Consider the following 16,506-nt stretch of genomic DNA (forward strand, 5'->3'; position numbering starts at 1 on the left):
GACGTGAAGTGAATGAAAAAGTGACCCAATATCGTGATAAAGCGTCTCGATATTGGAATCAATTCAGCAAGAAACAAAAGGCGTTGCTGTTGTCGACAATTGGCCTTGTACTCGTAGCTGCAGTTATCATGACGTATTTATTTTCGAAAACCGAGTATGAACTCGCATTTCGCGATTTGAACGCAAATGATGCGGCTGGCATCATTGAGTATCTAAATTCAAACAACATTCCGTATCAATTAAGTTCCAATGGAAGCCAAATATCCGTCCCAAGCACCTCAGCTGCAAAAGTTAAGGTGGATGTTGGTGCGCAAGGGATTGTGAAGAATGGCTCGATCGGCTTCGAATCATTCGGCGCTGACGGGCTAATGAGCGGAATGACCGACAATGTATTTGACGTGCGCTATAAGAACGCATTGAACGGAGAAGTCGAACGGTTACTGCGTCAAATGCAAGGCGTTCAGGATGCAAAAGTAATCGTCAATTTGCCTAAAGAGACGGTATTTGCTACACCGGATCAAGAACAAGCCTCGGCATCCATCGTGCTTAGCTTTAAAGGCGGCTATCAGCCGAACCAAGCAGAAGTTGATGGATATTTCAATTTGGTGAAGACAGCTGTGCCACATTTGCCGATTGAAAATATTACGATTTCTAGCAATGAAAGTATGTTCTTCGCTTCGGGTTCAGTCGGCGGTAATGGCAAAAACGCGCTTGGTGAAGTCGATGAGCAACTCAAAATTCAGCGTAAGTATGAAAACGATATTCGCATGACCGTTCAGCAGTTCCTTAATGGCCAATTTCCGGCTGACAAGGTTCATATCCTTGTCTCTGCCAAATTGAATTTCGACAAAATCCACAAGAAAGAAGATCTTGTCGAGCCTGTAAATAAGGAAGAGATGAAAGGAATTGAAATTAGCGTACAGGAAATGCAGGAATCCCATACAGGTAAAGGTTCACCTGAAAGTGGTGTTGCTGGCGTTGGCGATGGAGAAGTAACGAATTATCCTTCTGCATCTAACGGCGGAGAGACGAACTCCGAGAAATCCCAACGCACGACCAATTACGATGTGAATCGGATATCGAACACGATTGAAGCAAGTCCATATGCTGTTAAAGATTTAACCATTCATGCAGCAATCGACTCAGATCAAATGCAACAAGATCGAGTGCAGCAAGTCGAAAAGGTGCTGCGCAGTATTGTTGCCACTCAATTGAGAGATTCAGGTGTTACATATACAGACGTTGATCTGACGCAAAAAGTTTCTGTTATGACTCAAAATGGTTCTAAAGATGGAGTCGTGTCGGACAATCAGTCGATTCCGAACTGGGTATGGTATGGCGCGGGTGCGCTTGGATTACTAGCTGTGGCAGGAGGAATTACCTACGCGGTCGTCCGCAAACGCAGACAAGAAGAGGAAGAAGAATATTACGAGTCCGAAATGTCTGGTCCGTCTCAACTCGAACTTCCTTCTATTGACTTAGAGAATTTGACTGGCGAGCATCAGGTACGCAAACAGCTGGAATCGCTAGCGAAGAAGAAACCGGATGAATTTGTTAAATTGCTGCGCACATGGCTAGTAGAGGAATCGAGGTGAGCGGGATGGTCAAAGGCGGATTAACAGGCAGACAGAAGGCGGCGATTTTGCTCATAACGCTCGGGCCGGAAGTGTCAGCTCAAATATTCAAGCATCTTAGGGATGAAGAAATTGAGCAGCTTACGCTCGAAATTGCAAATGTCCGCAAAGTAGATGCAGCGGAAAAAGAAGCGGTAATGAGCGAATTTCACCAAATTTGCCTAGCACAGGAATATATATCGCAAGGCGGTATTACATACGCAAAAGAAATTTTGGAGAAGGCACTCGGACAGCAGAAGGCGCTGGATATTATTAATCGCCTGACAGCAACGCTGCAGGTGAGACCGTTTGACTTCGCACGCAAGGCAGACGCACAGCAGATATTCAACTTTATACAGAACGAGAATGTTCAAACGATTGCGCTGGTTCTCTCTTACTTGCAGACCGAACAAGCTTCGGTCATCCTATCCTCGCTTCCTCCTGAGAAGCAGGCAGAGGTGGCGAGAAGAGTTGCGTTGATGGACAGCACTTCGCCGGAAGTTATTAGTCAGGTGGAGCAGGTGCTTGAACAGAAGCTTTCGTCGACGGTTACCCAAGATTACACAAGCGCAGGCGGCATCGAATCGATCGTCAATATCTTGAATGGTGTCGATCGAGGAACAGAGCGGACGATTCTGGACTCTCTCGAAATTCAGGATCCGGAATTGGCCGAAGAAATCAAAAAGAGAATGTTCGTATTCGAGGATATCGTCAATATCGACAACCGTTCGATTCAACGCATTATCCGCGACATCGACAACAGCGATTTGCAGCTCGCACTCAAAGTTGCAAGCGAAGAGGTACGCGAGTCGATATTCCGGAATATGTCCAAGCGTATGGCGGATACATTCAAGGAAGAAATGGAATTTATGGGGCCTGTACGGCTTCGTGATGTGGAAGAAGCACAGACTCGAATCGTGTCGACTATCCGTCGCTTAGAAGAAGCGGGTGAAGTGATCATCGCTCGCGGCGGAGGAGATGATATCGTTGTCTAATGTCATCAAATCAACCGAGTATGTTCCTGTCGAGCAGCTGAGAATGCTGGAGGCGGTGCGCCGCCATCTCAGACAGGACGCGGCACCTGTAGAAGAACAAGCTGAGCCGTTGACTGCGGAACATGTCTTGAATAAGGATAAGCAGCTTGCAAGTTTGCGGCAGTCCATTCTCGATGATGCAGAATCGTTCGCTGAAGAGCATGTACGCAATGCAGCAGACGAGGCTGAGACGATGTTAAGCGAAACTCGTGAACAGATCGATGCCTGGTGGACAGAGCGAAGAGAACAAGATGAGCAGCTTGTCGAGTCATTGAAGCAGCAAGGATATGACGAAGGCTATCAGCAAGGGATGGCACAAGCGGAGCAGGAAATACAGCAGGCATATGAGCGCAAGATTGCTGAAGCTCAAGCCGTTTTGCAGCAAGCGTATCAGGCCAAAGAGCAAATCCTCCAGGAGGCGGAGCCTTTCGTCGTTACGCTTAGCTGTGCCGTTGCTGAGAAGGTCATTCAGCAGCAGCTCACGGTTGACCCGGACATTATACTCGAAATCGCACGAAGAACACTTGCTCGCAAGCGTGAGAGCGGCACAATTACACTGTGTGTGTCGCCTGAGCAGTTCTCCTTCGTCCATGCAGCACGTGAGGAGCTTGGATTTGCAATAGACTCTCAAGCAGAACTTGAGATTATTCCAGATACAAGCGTGAACGATGGAGGTTGTGTTGTACGGTCATCCCTTGGAAGCATCGACGCCCGCATAGACACACAGTTGTCTGAAATCAAGAAGGCACTTCTGCAGGTGGCGATTCAGCAAGAGGAGCGTATAGACGATGGCGCTTAATTACAAATGGAATGCGAATAAATATATGGATCATTTACGGCAAATAGATCCAGTTCGTGTTAATGGTAAGGTAACGCAAGTAATCGGGCTGATGGTTGAATCTGAGGGGCCGGATGCAAGTGTTGGGGAAGTATGTTATATCTACCCGACGAAGGGCTGCGAGCCGTTGATGGCGGAAGTGGTAGGCTTCCGTGACAATAAGGTGCTTCTTATGCCGCTTGGCGAGCTGCAATCCATTGGCCCTGGCTGTGATGTTGTAGGCACAGGAAAGCCATTGAGTGTATCGGTTGGCTCAGAACTGCTTGGCAAGGTGTTAGACGGGCTAGGAAGACCGCTCGACGGATCTTTCTTGCCGACACGAATGTCGCAGTATTCGACAAATAATATTCCGTCCAACCCGCTTAAGCGTCAGCGTGTAAGCGAACCGATTGGAGTAGGAGTAAGAGCAATTGATGGTTTGCTAACGATTGGGAACGGGCAGCGGGTTGGTATTTTTGCCGGATCTGGTGTCGGGAAGAGTACACTTCTTGGCATGATTGCACGCAATACAGATGCGGATGTAAACGTCATCGCCCTAATTGGGGAACGCGGACGCGAGGTGCTCGAATTTATCGAACGGGATTTAGGGCCTGAAGGGCTTGCTCGTTCGGTTGTTATTGTTGCAACCTCGGATCAGCCTGCGCTCGTTCGGATTAAGGGCGCGCTTATTGCGACAACGATAGCAGAGTATTTCCGAGATCGTGGGATGAATGTGATGCTGATGATGGATTCAGTAACTCGTTATGCAATGGCAATGCGTGAGGTTGGACTTGCCGTTGGGGAGCCTCCGGCGACACGCGGTTATACACCGTCCGTGTTTGCAAGCTTACCGAAGCTGCTGGAGCGTTCAGGAACGGGAACAAGCGGTTCAATTACTGCGTTCTATACGGTTTTAGTAGATGGTGACGATATGAACGAACCAATTGCCGATGCGGTTCGGGGGATACTGGATGGACACATTGTATTGAACCGGAACATCGCCAATAAGGGACATTTTCCTGCAATTGATATATTGGCCAGCGTCAGTCGGGTTATGAAGGATATTGTGCCGAAGGATCACCAATTGTCAGCAGAGCAGTTGAAGCGGCTGCTGGCAGTCTACCGTGAATCGGAAGATTTGATTAACATCGGCGCTTATCAGCAAGGCAGCAATCCTGCTATCGATGAAGCGATTGCCTATATCGAGCAGATCGAAACCTTTACAAAGCAGCGTATTGAAGAGGAAGCTTCCTATGAGGATACGGTGGAACAATTAATGATGCAATTTCCAGGGAGTTGAATGAGCAGTGCGAGCTTTTCATTATTCATTCCAGAAGGTTCTGGATCTGAGGACGAATGAGAAGAAACAAGCGGAATGGATGCTGTCAGAGGCTGTTGGACATCTGCATGCGGAAGAGAACAGCCTGCAAGAATGTCTTCGGGAATTCGAGACAGCAAGGCAGCAGCTGCAGCATAGTGTGGACAGCTGTGCGCCAGCAGCTGAAGTTCAAGCTTGGCAGCAGTACATCTCCCATGTGGAACAGCAAATCCAACATGCGAGGACACGGGTACGGTCAGCAGAAATCCATGTTCAGGACAAGCAGGGTGAGCTTGCAGAACGAATGACGGATGAAAAGGTATGGACCAAAGCCCGTGAAAAAGCAGAAGAGGAGTTCAAGCGGCAGATGGCATTGTGGGAGCAAAGTGAGATGGACGAGCTCGCAACGGTCCGCTATCACATGGCCGCCCGCTAACATGGATACCGGTTCGAACCCGCCGCACAAGCAGGAGGGATAGCAGTGTCAGAGATGATGACAGAAGAAAAAGAAAGCAATTATTCAGGTTTTGAGCGTTTTTTGTTCTTTGTGACACCAATCATTTTTGCGATTATTTTAATCGGTGTGTTGTTGACACTCTTTAATGCGAATTGGCGCAGCCAGCTCGTGTCGATTGCCAGTGAGATTCCTATCGTGAACAAGTGGGTGACTCCAGAGGAAGCTCCGAAGGATAAAGCGAAGGAAGAAAAGAAGGCACAGAAGGAAGAAACCAAGGCGCAATCTGAACAAATTACAGAGTTAAAGGCGCTGCTTGCTTCTAAAGATCAGGATTTGCGAGTCTTGGCCGACAAACGTAAAAGTCTTGAGGGGGAAGTTTCTGAGTTGAAGCACCAGCTTCAAAGTCTGAAAAGCAATCATCAGGAGCAGCAAGCGAATCAAGAGCAATATGATCGTCAAATTAAGGATTTGGCGAACGTGTATGCCAAGATGATGCCGAGTAAAGCAGCTCCGATCTTAGAGAATATGGCAACGGAAGAGATTGTGCTCGTACTGAATGCAATGAAACAAGACAACCGGGTCAAAGTTCTCGAGAAGATGAATCCCAAGGTGGCAGCTGAAGCATCCATGATGTTGAAGGATATTAAGCCGTCCGACAATTTGGAAATTCGCGCGCTGCAAGCGAGACTCAAGAAAAATGAGAACAGCAAAGAGGCGCAAACAGGGCTGGATCGTTCGCAGCTCAGTAAAACGTTCTCGAGCATGACACCAAAGAGCGGAGCAAGCTTCCTGCTTGAAACCGCGAAAATAAATCCGGACAAAGCTCTGACAGTACTGAGTTCGGTTGACGATGCGACACGCTCGAAATTGATTAATGCCATGACAGACATAGACAAGACGAAGACAGCTAAGTTAGTTGCCAAATTATTGCCGAACCAATAACCGTATGTAACGGAAGGAGGTGAAAACATGTCAGGAACGATTACGAACGTATCTGCTGGTAATGCGGCATCGTTTTTCGGTGGAGTTCAATCGAAAGGCGATACAGGAGCTTCTGGTTTCTGGGCTACACTTGCTCAGTGCATGAGCGGTGCTGGAGCAGAAGGAGACGCAATGATGTCCTCAACACTCGGTTCAATGATGTCAGCAAATGAAATTTTGGCATCACTGGGTTCGGAAGGAGAGGAATCATTGACTGAGGCGATTGGGCAATGGTTCGATGACCCGCTAAAGCAGCTGGATGAGCAGCTTGCAGCAGATCCAGACCCTGCTCTTATGGCTGCGCTGCAGCAATGGCTAATGCAAGCTCATCAGTGGCTGCAAGAACAGCAGCCAGGGCAGCAAGGCGATTCTGTACAATTTCAAAATCTGATTGCACAGCCTGAGACAATCACCATTGCAGTGCGCGATATTATGGCTCAGTTAGCGTCATACTTGGATGCGCCAAAAGGCACGGGGGAATCGGATAACTTCGCACATATGCTGCGTGCTGCCCTTCAATCGAAGGGGGATGGGCTTGAAACTGATGCAGATGGGTCTCAAGAACTAATGCGTCTTCTTAACGGCAGTGGAGCGAATCAGGCGGCATTGACAAGTGGTGATGATCAAGAGGCGGGACAAGTGCTTGGTGCTATGAAGAAGCTTACCGAATTAAACACACTGCTTCGTCCGGCAGCTACTTCCGCTGCGGCAGGAGCGGTTGTAGAATCGACTACGATTGATAGCACAGAAGCTCAGCCAACGCAGCAGGTCATGCTGGCAGGTCAATGGGCGATGAGACAGGAAGGATTGAATACAACGAAATCTACACCTGTTGTTCATGCGGATCGATTTGCGGATGAAATGTCCGGCTTCATCGTGAAGCAGCTTCGCTTTAGCAAGCTGGGTCCAGTATCAGAAGCGAAAATATCGTTGTACCCTGAGCATTTGGGGCAGGTCGATATTCGCTTGACAATACATAACGGACAATTGACAGCTCGCTTTATGACGGAGCATGGAATAGCGAAAGAGATGCTGGAACAGCAAATGTCAATGCTTCGAGGAGCATTACAGACGCAGGGCATTCAAGTTGAGAAGATTGAAGTTGCCCAGCAGCCATCTTCGTCAATGGCTTCATCGATGTTCCAGGAACAGCGGCAATCCAATGCCAATCGTCAACAATCATCAGAGCGTCAATCGAAGCAGCGTTCAGCAGCTATTGAAGATACAGCAGCGCTGAAGCAGGACGAAGAGCAGGTGAAGGAAGCACTGCGTGCTCATGGTCAATCCACCTTCTCAGCATCTGTATAATTGATGCGCATTTGGTAGCAGCAAGCAAGGAGAAGGGAGGGGCGGAAGTGCCAGGAGAAGTTAACAATGTAAAGAGCAATAACTTCCAAAAGGTCGTGACTTTCCCGAACTATCACAAGGACAATATGGCGTTGGCCGGTCGTGTGGAAGAGAAGAAACTCGGGAAGGATGAATTTCTTAAAATTCTGATCACGCAATTGCAAAATCAGGATCCAATGCAGCCAATGCAAGATCGTGATTTTATCGCACAAATGGCGCAATTCAGCTCTGTCGAACAATTAATGAACATTTCGACGCAGATGAACACGATGCAGCAGACACTCGGAATGTCCTCCAATATGATCGGCAAGGAGATTACATGGATTGCGCAGAAAGATGCGGCAAGTACGGACGGTAAGGAAAGCACAACCCAAATCAAGACGGGCATCGTGGATTCCATTCTAGTTCGTGACAATCAGATGTACGCCAAAGTAGGCAAGGACGAAGTCGAAATGAAGTACATTTCTGAAATTCGCATGCCTTCAAGCGGACAAGTGGATGGGAATGCGACAAGCAAGCCGGAACAAGCCATGGACGGCAATTCATGAATATCCAAGGCTCACTAGGGCATTTGCCGCCAATTCGTCCTGTACAGACAAGTTCTTTGTCGAGGGCGACATCAAGCGGAAAGACAAGCGCTGACCTCCAGTTTCAGCAGCTGCTGAATCAAGAGCTGCATAAGCAGGAAGACGTACGGTTCAGTCACCATGCGCAACTTCGGATGAAGGAGCGCGGGATGTCCATGACACCGGATTTGATGCAAAAGATGAAGCAGGCTATTTCACAAGCGGAATCCAAAGGAGCTAAGCAATCACTGGTTGTTGTTAACAAGCAGGCGTTCATTGTGAATGTTCACTCTCGAACGGTAGTCACGGCTCTCGATGAAGCTTCTCAGCAGGATCACATCTTTACGCAAATAGACAGTGCCGTCCTTATGAATTAATGTTCATTGGCAGTTACATTGATGAGGTTGAGAAATGTGTAAATGGCAGGGCACGGTATGAAATGGCTGGACCGTTAAGGAGGCCATCGCTCATGGAACGACAGAAGTGAGCGGAATAACGAATAGTCGGAGGTAAAAAGAATGATTCGATCCATGTACTCTGGTGTATCCGGAATGCGCGGCTTTCAGACGAAGCTGGATGTAATCGGCAATAACATTGCGAACGTAAATACAGCAGGCTTTAAGGCTGGACGCGTAACCTTTAAGGATATTATGAGCCAAACGGTATCAGGAACGACTGCACCAGGCGATGGTGGTATGGGGGGCGTCAATGCTAAGCAGATCGGACTTGGTGCTGTTGTTGCTTCCATAGACAATGTGCATACAGGCGGCAGTGCGATGACGACGAACCGTCCGCTCGATTTGCGCATTGATGGAGATGGATTCTTTGCAGTAAAAATGGGTGATGATGGTGCGACCTTCTATACTCGCGCTGGTGATTTCCATCTCGATGCAATGCGTCAATTGGTAACTTCCGATGGTTTGCGAGTGCTGGACGCTGGCGGTGGCGGAATTCAATTGGATGAAGAGATCGTTGCCTTCACTATTGCACAAAATGGCGAAATTATCGCGAAGAGAGATGATGGTACGACTGAAGCAACAGGCATCAAAATTGGTGTTGCGAAGATCCCGAATCCAGAAGGCTTGGAGAAGGTGGGAGGCAACTTGTACCGATTGACTCCGAATGCGATTGAGGGCGGCGCTCTTGATGAATTGTCGGAAGCAAACAGTCCAGAAGCTGGTACAGGCGCGATCATTTCCGGACAGCTGGAAATGTCGAACGTTGATTTGACTTCTGAATTTACCGAAATGATCGTTGCGCAACGCGGCTTCCAAGCGAACTCTCGCATCATCACAACTTCCGATGAAGTGCTGCAAGAGGTTGTTAACTTGAAGCGATAAGCGGTAGGTAATCCTGCTTCCTTAATCCCGCAGGCTGTGGGCATAATCCCCAGTCTGCGGGATGACGGACGGCGCTCGAAAGGAGGAATAGAATGATATCTGTTACGAGATTGAATGGATCGCCTGTATGGGTGAACGCCCTTCTTATCGAGTCTGTAGAGGAGACACCCGACACGTATATTACCCTGACGACAGGCAAGAAGTTTATTGTGCTGGAGAAAGGGCAGGAAGTCATTAGTTGCATTGAACAATACATACGTTCTGTAGGCATTATTGCCGGAACGAAGAAGACAGAATTATCGGAGGGACAACCATGAAACGAATGCTGCCGTGGATGATTACGGTGCTGCTAGCGCTCACGTTAATTGCACTGGTAGTTATTATGATGTCGAACTCAACACCAGGGAAACAAGCTAACCCGACTGGGAATATTGCTGTGCCTAGACTGTCTGCCGATGAAATTGTAGAAATGACGTCCAGTATGAATGAAATCAAGACGAACCTGGCAGATCACGACTATATCGTACTGACAGGATTCGCATTTCAATTGGACAGCAAGAAAACCAAGGAGCAGTTTGACAAGATCAAAGACATGCGTATTAAACCATTGATCTTACGCACGCTCGCAGACATGAAGCCGGAGGAACTGCAAGGCATGAAGGGACAAGATCAGTTATGTTCCAAGCTGCTCGAATTGATTAACAAGCAGTTGCCAGAGGGCAAGGTCATTCAAATCGACTTGACCGATTTCATTATGCAACGCCTCTAACAAGGGCGGTTACATCTGTTGTAGTTGATTCCTGTAAGGGGGTGAAACGATTGGTTGACGTGCTGTCACAGAACGAGATTGATGCCTTGCTGGCGGCGTTGTCCTCAGGTGAGATGGATGCAGAAGAGCTGAAGAAAGAGGAGACGCAGCGTAAAATCCGCTCCTATGATTTTAAGCGGGCTGTTCGATTTTCTAAGGATCATATCCGCAGCTTAACACGCATCCATGAGAATTTTGCCAGATATTTAACGACATATTTTTCTGCGCAACTCAGGACATTTGTACAAATCAATGTCGTACAGGTAGAACAGCTGCCGTATGACGAATTTATTCGGTCTATTCCGAAGATGACGATTCTGAATATTTTCGAGGCTGAGCCGTTCAAGGGGCGAATGGTACTCGAAGTAAATCCTAACGTAGCCTTTGCGATGCTGGATCGCATGTTGGGCGGTACGGGTATGGCTCCATCGAAAATCAATGCGTTAACAGAGATTGAGACGACGGTTATGGAGCGAATATTCAGCCGTGCGTTCGACAGTTTGCAAGAAGCTTGGAAAAATGTCCTTGATATTGAACCAAGACTTGAAGCATTGGAGACGAATCCACAGTTCATGCAGATCGTATCGCCGAATGAAACGATAGCGCTCATCTCCTTGAGCACGAAAATCGGGGATACGACGGGGATGATCAACTTGTGTATCCCGCATGTCGTCATTGAGCCGATCATGCCGAAGCTCTCTGTGCACCATTGGTTCGTATCAGAGAAGAAGACAAGAGAGCCGATTGAAGTTGAAAAATTACGCCAGCGCGTAACAAAGGCGAAGCTGCCGATATCGGTGGAGCTGGGGACATCCAATATTACGGTGCATGAGCTAATGCAGCTCGCGGTTGGCGATGTGATCGCGTTGAATAAGCCGGTTGACAGTGGATTGTCAATTCGGGTCGGCGAACGCGAGAAATATATAGGAACACCTGGTGTGTATAAGGATCGAGTCTCAGTACAAATCGATCACGTTGTAGATGAAGGAGTGGAAGAGCATGACGAGTAAGGACTACTTGTCACAGGAGGAAATTGACGCGTTGTTGAAGAGATCATCAGATGAACCGTCTGCCGAAGAAGCCGGTACTCCTTCCATTGAAAAGTTTTTGGACCCGATTCAAATTGATGCATTGGGCGAAATTGGCAACATCACATTCGGCAGTGCAGCAACAGCATTGTCCACGCTGCTTGGCAAGAAAGTAGAGATTACAACGCCTCGCATTTCGCTGCTTCAGCGTGAGAACTTGGAGAATGAGTTTCCAAAGCCGCACGTGGCCGTACACGTTCGCTATGTAGAGGGCTTTGAGGGTGTAAACTCACTCGTTATCAAAACATCGGATGCTCAGGTAATTGCAGACTTGATGCTTGGCGGAGATGGCACGAACACGAGTCATGATTTGACTGAAATTCATATTAGTGCCGTTCAAGAAGCTATGAACCAAATGATGGGATCTTCAGCGACTTCGATGTCTACCATCTTCAATCGCTTAGTGAATATCTCTCCTCCTGGAATTGGCATCTTGGATATGTCTAATGGAACAGGCGTAGATACATTGCCTGAAGATAATGTACTCGTTAAGGTATCGTTCCGATTGACGATTAGTGATCTGATCGATTCAACGATCATGCAAATATTAACAGTTCCGTTTGCGCGGAATATGGTCTCACTGCTGCTTGGCTCAGCTTCAGATGAACCTGCGGCTGCTGCAGAAACTCCGGTTGCAGAAATGCAGCCTGAAGCCAAATCAGCTTATGAACAGTCTATGACAGCACCAGTTCAACCGGCAATGGAATCCCATATGCCGCCGATGCAGGGCTATCATGATCCAATGGGAGGAGGGCATGCTATGCAGCAACCTTATACAACAGCTCCAATGCATACACCTGGTATGGATATGCGTGGAGATCATGCTGCAGCATTTGGGACTGCACCGAATCGGAATGTGAACGTGCAGCCTGTGCAATTCGCAAGTTTCCAATCGGCTCCATACCAACAAACGGATGAATCTAATCTAAATTTATTGTTGGACATCCCACTCAAAGTCACAGTAGAATTAGGTAGGACACACAAACAGATCAAGGACATCTTGGAGCTTTCCCAGGGCTCCATTATCGAGCTGGACAAGCTGGCAGGCGAGCCTGTCGATATTCTTGTCAACAACAAGCTTATCGCGAAGGGCGAGGTTGTTGTAATCGACGAGAACTTCGGCGTGCGTGTCACAGATATTATCAATCAGTGGGATCGAATTCAAAAACTACAATAAGATTTGGGGAGGATTCTCAACGATGGCAAACCGTATTTTGATCGTAGATGACGCAGCGTTTATGCGAATGATGATTCGCGACATTTTAACTAAAAATGGTTATGATGTTGTCGCGGAAGCATCGGACGGTGCACAGGCGATCGAAAAGTACAAAGAACATAAACCAGACCTGATTACAATGGATATTACAATGCCGGAAATGGATGGAATTACAGCGCTTAAAGAAATTCGCAAATCCGATCCGAATGCCAAAGTCATTATGTGTTCCGCGATGGGACAGCAGGCAATGGTTATTGATGCGATTCAAGCAGGAGCGAAGGACTTCATCGTGAAGCCGTTCCAAGCGGATCGCGTAATCGAAGCAATCAAGAAGACATTAGGTTAATTGTATGAAAACTGACAGCGGTCAACTGATGCAATCATCTGGTGTCGATGGATATTTATCGAGCTTATTGACCGTGTTGTTGTCACTTGCCGTCATCATCGTACTTATCGTGCTGTTCATCAAGCTGTTAAGCCGCAAAAACCGAATGTGGCAAATGAACCAAAGTATCCGAACGTTGGGCGGCACCGGCCTCGGACCAAACAAGTCGATGCAAATCGTAGAAGTTGGCGATGTCGTCTATGTATTGGGCATTGGGGAAGATATTACGCTTATCGATAAAATATCCGATCCGGCCCAAGCGGCACGCTTTACCGCGGCGCTTGAACGCGAGCAGCCGACAGCGGCATGGCCAACATCCTGGTCGGAGTGGAAACAACGTCTGCGAGTTGGACGCAATGGACGAACTATTGACAGTAACACGAAGCCAGAAGAGACGGAGTCTGTCTCATTCCATGAAATGTTTCATGAGAAGCTTGAGCGCATGCCGAAGCGCAGCGAGCAAGTGGAGCAGTTATTGAAGGAAGATAATAAAGAAGATCGGTAGATGGATTCATGAACAAAAAATTGTTACTATCTGTAACCGTCGCACTGTTTGTATCCAGCATGTCAGCTCATTGGGCTATGGCATCTCCCATTATTCCGGACATCGACATTAAGGTCGGGGGCGGAGGACAACCGGGAGCATCATCAATTTCGATATTGCTGCTTATTACGATATTGAGCATAGCTCCAGCAATTCTGGTGCTGATGACCTCCTTCACACGAATTGTGGTTGTCCTTGGGTTCGTGCGGACGTCCCTAGGGACGCAGCAGATGCCGCCCAATCAGGTGTTGATTGGTCTGGCGCTCTTTCTAACTTTGTTTGTGATGTCCCCGACAATTGGCGAAGTGAATCAATCAGCCCTACAGCCGTATTTAAAGGGTGAGTTGAACCAGACCCAAGCGCTCGAGAAGGCATCTGTTCCGATGAAGAAGTTTATGTTCTCACATACACGTGAGAAAGATTTGCTCTTATTTATGAAATACACCAAAACGGATAAACCGAAAACATACGAAGATATTCCGTTAACCGTACTCGTGCCTGCTTTCGCGATCAGTGAGTTGAAGACGGCGTTCCAAATGGGATTTATGATCTTTATTCCATTCTTGGTCATTGATATGGTTGTGGCCAGTACGCTTATGGCCATGGGGATGATGATGCTGCCTCCGGTTATGATATCGCTGCCGTTCAAGATTTTATTGTTCGTGCTCGTAGATGGCTGGTATCTTGTAGTGAAATCGCTGCTCATGAGCTTCAATACATGACGCGAGTCAGACATGGCGAACGGGAGGAATGAACATGAGTGCAGAATTTATTATGGGTCTGGCAGGACAGGCTGTGTTCACTGTTCTTAAAGTGAGCGCACCGATGTTGGTAGTTGCCTTGGTCGTCGGATTGTTAATAAGCGTTTTTCAAGCGACGACACAAATTCAGGAGCAGACGCTTGCGTTCGTACCGAAAATTGTGGCAGTTATGATCGTTGTGCTGTTGTTCGGACCCTGGATTTTAACGACACTCGTGGATTTTACGCACAATATTTTAAATAATTTGCATCATTATATCGGTTAGGCAGTGAAGCCATGGAAATGCTCGTACAAGCTTTCCCTGTTTTTTTGCTCTCGATGTGTCGAATTACGGCGTTCTTTGTCGCTGTTCCTGTCTTTTCTTCCCGAGGCGTGCCGATTAGGTTCAAGATCGGACTTGCATTCTTTGTCAGCTTAATCGCTTATTTATTGTTTGGGCTTGGTAAGAGTGTACCGACAGATGGAACTTATATCATTTATATTGTCCGGGAAATAATGATAGGTCTGCTCATCGGATATTTAGCACAGCTGTTCTTCTCTATCGTGCAGACAGCAGGTTCGTTCATCGATATGCAGATTGGGTTCGGCATGGCCAATGTCATTGACCCGTTGACCGGGGCAAGTTCGCCTGTGATGGGCAACTTTAAATACATATTTGTTGTTCTATTGTTTCTTGGAATGAATGGCCACCATTACTTTATCGACGGAATTATGCAAAGTTTTAAGTGGCTGCCGCTAGATGAGAATGCTTTTTTTGCTCAAATCGCAAATGGGAATATTACAGATTTCATTGTTAAGTCATTCACTGAAGCATTCATCATTGCTTTCCAAGTGTCTGCACCGCTTATCGTCGCTCTATTTTTAACGGACGTAGCACTTGGATTTCTAGCGCGAACGGCGCCGCAATTCAATATTTTCGTCGTTGGGATTCCGCTTAAGTTAATTGTTGGTCTTCTTATGCTGCTGCTAGTCGTACCAGGTCTTGTTTACGTACTGCAGCAATTGTTCTCTACGCTGTTCGAAGCGCTCGATCAGTTGCTACGCATGATGCAGGGGGCGAGATGATGAAGCAGCTTCACGATGTACACAGAGATGAGTCGAATCGCCACGCATATGTACTGCGTTATCCTCTTGATTTGCAGCTGTTCTCGCAAGAGAAGACAGAGAAAGCAACGCCGAAAAAGAGGCAAGAAACCCGCAAGAAAGGGCAAGTTGCCAAAAGTATGGATCTCTCAGGAGCGTTCATTCTCTTGGCTGGGTTCTCTTGCTTGTTCGTGCTCGGCGGTTTTATGAAGGATCGGATCGTCGAGCTGTTCCAAGATGTGCTGCAGAATCGGCTTACTATGGATGTGACGGCGAACAATGTGCTGGACTACTTCAGTTCCATATTTCTTAAACTGATGGTTATACTGGCACCGTTGTTTATTTCAGCAATCGTTATTGCGCTCGTCGTCAACTACATGCAGGTGGGCTTCTTATTTACTGGTGAGCCGCTGAAGATGAAGCTGGAGAAGATTGATCCGGTAAAAGGTTTCAAAAATATTTTTTCCATGCGTTCTGTAGTTGAATTTCTGAAATCCATTATGAAGCTCACGACGATCGGTGTAATCGTCTACACCTCATTGTGGGGGGAGCGAGATACGATCGTCATGCTATCCCATGTTCCTTTGAATGACATCATGTCATTTACAGGGCATTTGACACTTATGCTTGGCATGAAGATTGGAGTGGCGTTATGTGTGCTTGCCGCTCTGGATTACATGTATCAACGATATGAATACGAGAAAAGCTTACGGATGTCAAAACAGGACATTAAGGACGAATTCAAGAAGACCGAAGGTGACCCTCTCATTAAGGGTAAAATTCGTGAACGACAGCGACGTATGGCACTCATGCGTATGATGCAGGAGGTTCCGAAAGCAGACGTCGTCATTACAAACCCGACGCACTTCGCAATTGCACTGAAATATGATGGTGGTGCGATGGAAGCACCGGAAATTGTAGCCAAGGGACAGGATTACGTCGCGCTCCGAATTAAACAGATTGCCAAGGAACACGGCGTCATAACGATGGAAAACAAGCCGCTCGCCCGTGCTTTGTATCAGAGGGCCGATATTGGCGATACCGTTCCGGCCGATTTGTTCCAAGCCGTGGCTGAGGTACTGGCATACGTATACAAAGTAAAAGGCAAAGGCAATTGATTAATCTTGATCAAGGATGGAGGGTGCATT

20 protein-coding genes are annotated in these 16,506 nt (G+C 47.4%); all 20 read left to right on the forward strand.

What is annotated here, in order from left to right:
• Positions 1-8 precede the first annotated feature (8 nt).
• The 20 genes from fliF (at position 9) to flhB (ending at position 16,476) form a co-directional block, all read left to right on the forward strand.
• The gene (fliF, locus tag ABN764_RS25155) at positions 9-1,595 is read left to right on the forward strand and encodes a flagellar basal-body MS-ring/collar protein FliF (protein ID WP_268624437.1); all 1,587 of its coding nucleotides are present in this window, start codon (positions 9-11) and stop codon (positions 1,593-1,595) included.
• Between the two features lie 5 nt (positions 1,596-1,600).
• Positions 1,601-2,608 (forward strand): flagellar motor switch protein FliG, encoded by a 1,008-nt coding sequence (gene fliG / locus ABN764_RS25160; protein WP_005550597.1) that lies wholly within the window; start codon positions 1,601-1,603, stop codon positions 2,606-2,608.
• Entirely contained in the window at positions 2,601-3,446 is an 846-nt protein-coding gene (locus ABN764_RS25165) for a FliH/SctL family protein (RefSeq protein ID WP_446673447.1), read from the forward strand. The genes fliG and ABN764_RS25165 overlap by 8 nt, the downstream gene beginning before the upstream one ends.
• Complete coding sequence (gene fliI / locus ABN764_RS25170; protein WP_021256554.1) at positions 3,436-4,764, forward strand: flagellar protein export ATPase FliI; 1,329 nt, start codon at positions 3,436-3,438, stop codon at positions 4,762-4,764. The genes ABN764_RS25165 and fliI overlap by 11 nt, the downstream gene beginning before the upstream one ends.
• Positions 4,765-4,771: 7 nt before the next feature.
• Positions 4,772-5,218, forward strand: coding sequence for a flagellar export protein FliJ (gene fliJ / locus ABN764_RS25175; RefSeq protein WP_065291897.1), 447 nt, complete (start codon positions 4,772-4,774; stop codon positions 5,216-5,218).
• Positions 5,219-5,272: 54 nt separating this feature from the next.
• Entirely contained in the window at positions 5,273-6,181 is a 909-nt protein-coding gene (locus ABN764_RS25180; protein WP_065291910.1) for a MotE family protein, read from the forward strand.
• A gap of 27 nt (positions 6,182-6,208) precedes the next feature.
• Complete coding sequence (locus ABN764_RS25185) at positions 6,209-7,528, forward strand: flagellar hook-length control protein FliK (RefSeq protein ID WP_174807808.1); 1,320 nt, start codon at positions 6,209-6,211, stop codon at positions 7,526-7,528.
• 47 nt (positions 7,529-7,575) lie between these two features.
• Positions 7,576-8,115, forward strand: coding sequence for a flagellar hook capping FlgD N-terminal domain-containing protein (locus ABN764_RS25190; protein ID WP_446673448.1), 540 nt, complete (start codon positions 7,576-7,578; stop codon positions 8,113-8,115).
• Positions 8,112-8,510, forward strand: a complete 399-nt coding sequence (locus tag ABN764_RS25195; RefSeq protein ID WP_174807810.1) for a TIGR02530 family flagellar biosynthesis protein — start codon at positions 8,112-8,114, stop codon at positions 8,508-8,510. The genes ABN764_RS25190 and ABN764_RS25195 overlap by 4 nt, the downstream gene beginning before the upstream one ends.
• 141 nt (positions 8,511-8,651) lie before the next feature.
• The gene (flgG, locus tag ABN764_RS25200; RefSeq protein WP_021262460.1) at positions 8,652-9,473 is read left to right on the forward strand and encodes a flagellar basal body rod protein FlgG; all 822 of its coding nucleotides are present in this window, start codon (positions 8,652-8,654) and stop codon (positions 9,471-9,473) included.
• A gap of 92 nt (positions 9,474-9,565) precedes the next feature.
• On the forward strand, positions 9,566-9,790 hold the full coding sequence (locus ABN764_RS25205) for a flagellar FlbD family protein (RefSeq protein WP_021256547.1): 225 nt from the start codon (positions 9,566-9,568) through the stop codon (positions 9,788-9,790).
• Positions 9,787-10,242 carry a flagellar basal body-associated FliL family protein gene (locus ABN764_RS25210; RefSeq protein WP_021256546.1) on the forward strand — a complete coding sequence of 152 codons (456 nt, stop codon included), beginning with the start codon at positions 9,787-9,789 and terminating at the stop codon, positions 10,240-10,242. Before ABN764_RS25205 ends, ABN764_RS25210 begins: the two co-directional genes overlap by 4 nt.
• A gap of 50 nt (positions 10,243-10,292) precedes the next feature.
• The gene (fliM, locus tag ABN764_RS25215; RefSeq protein ID WP_021256545.1) at positions 10,293-11,291 is read left to right on the forward strand and encodes a flagellar motor switch protein FliM; all 999 of its coding nucleotides are present in this window, start codon (positions 10,293-10,295) and stop codon (positions 11,289-11,291) included.
• On the forward strand, positions 11,281-12,546 hold the full coding sequence (fliY, locus tag ABN764_RS25220; protein ID WP_446673449.1) for a flagellar motor switch phosphatase FliY: 1,266 nt from the start codon (positions 11,281-11,283) through the stop codon (positions 12,544-12,546). The genes fliM and fliY overlap by 11 nt, the downstream gene beginning before the upstream one ends.
• 22 nt (positions 12,547-12,568) lie before the next feature.
• Positions 12,569-12,931 (forward strand): response regulator, encoded by a 363-nt coding sequence (locus ABN764_RS25225; protein ID WP_005550576.1) that lies wholly within the window; start codon positions 12,569-12,571, stop codon positions 12,929-12,931.
• A gap of 4 nt (positions 12,932-12,935) precedes the next feature.
• The gene (locus ABN764_RS25230; RefSeq protein WP_021256543.1) at positions 12,936-13,475 is read left to right on the forward strand and encodes a flagellar biosynthetic protein FliO; all 540 of its coding nucleotides are present in this window, start codon (positions 12,936-12,938) and stop codon (positions 13,473-13,475) included.
• An 8-nt stretch (positions 13,476-13,483) separates the two neighbouring features.
• A complete protein-coding gene (gene fliP / locus ABN764_RS25235) occupies positions 13,484-14,236 on the forward strand; it encodes a flagellar type III secretion system pore protein FliP (RefSeq protein WP_021256542.1) in 753 nt (250 codons plus the stop codon).
• Between the two features lie 34 nt (positions 14,237-14,270).
• Complete coding sequence (fliQ, locus tag ABN764_RS25240) at positions 14,271-14,540, forward strand: flagellar biosynthesis protein FliQ (RefSeq protein WP_021256541.1); 270 nt, start codon at positions 14,271-14,273, stop codon at positions 14,538-14,540.
• Positions 14,541-14,551: 11 nt separating this feature from the next.
• Positions 14,552-15,340: a flagellar biosynthetic protein FliR gene (gene fliR, locus ABN764_RS25245; protein WP_021256540.1), complete on the forward strand. Its 789-nt coding sequence runs from the start codon at positions 14,552-14,554 to the stop codon at positions 15,338-15,340.
• Positions 15,340-16,476 carry a flagellar biosynthesis protein FlhB gene (gene flhB, locus ABN764_RS25250; RefSeq protein WP_021256539.1) on the forward strand — a complete coding sequence of 379 codons (1,137 nt, stop codon included), beginning with the start codon at positions 15,340-15,342 and terminating at the stop codon, positions 16,474-16,476. The genes fliR and flhB overlap by 1 nt, the downstream gene beginning before the upstream one ends.
• The last annotated feature ends 30 nt before the right edge of the window (positions 16,477-16,506 follow it).

This window comes from Paenibacillus wuxiensis (assembly GCF_040195695.1).
GTDB lineage: Bacteria > Bacillota > Bacilli > Paenibacillales > Paenibacillaceae > Paenibacillus_B > Paenibacillus_B suaedae.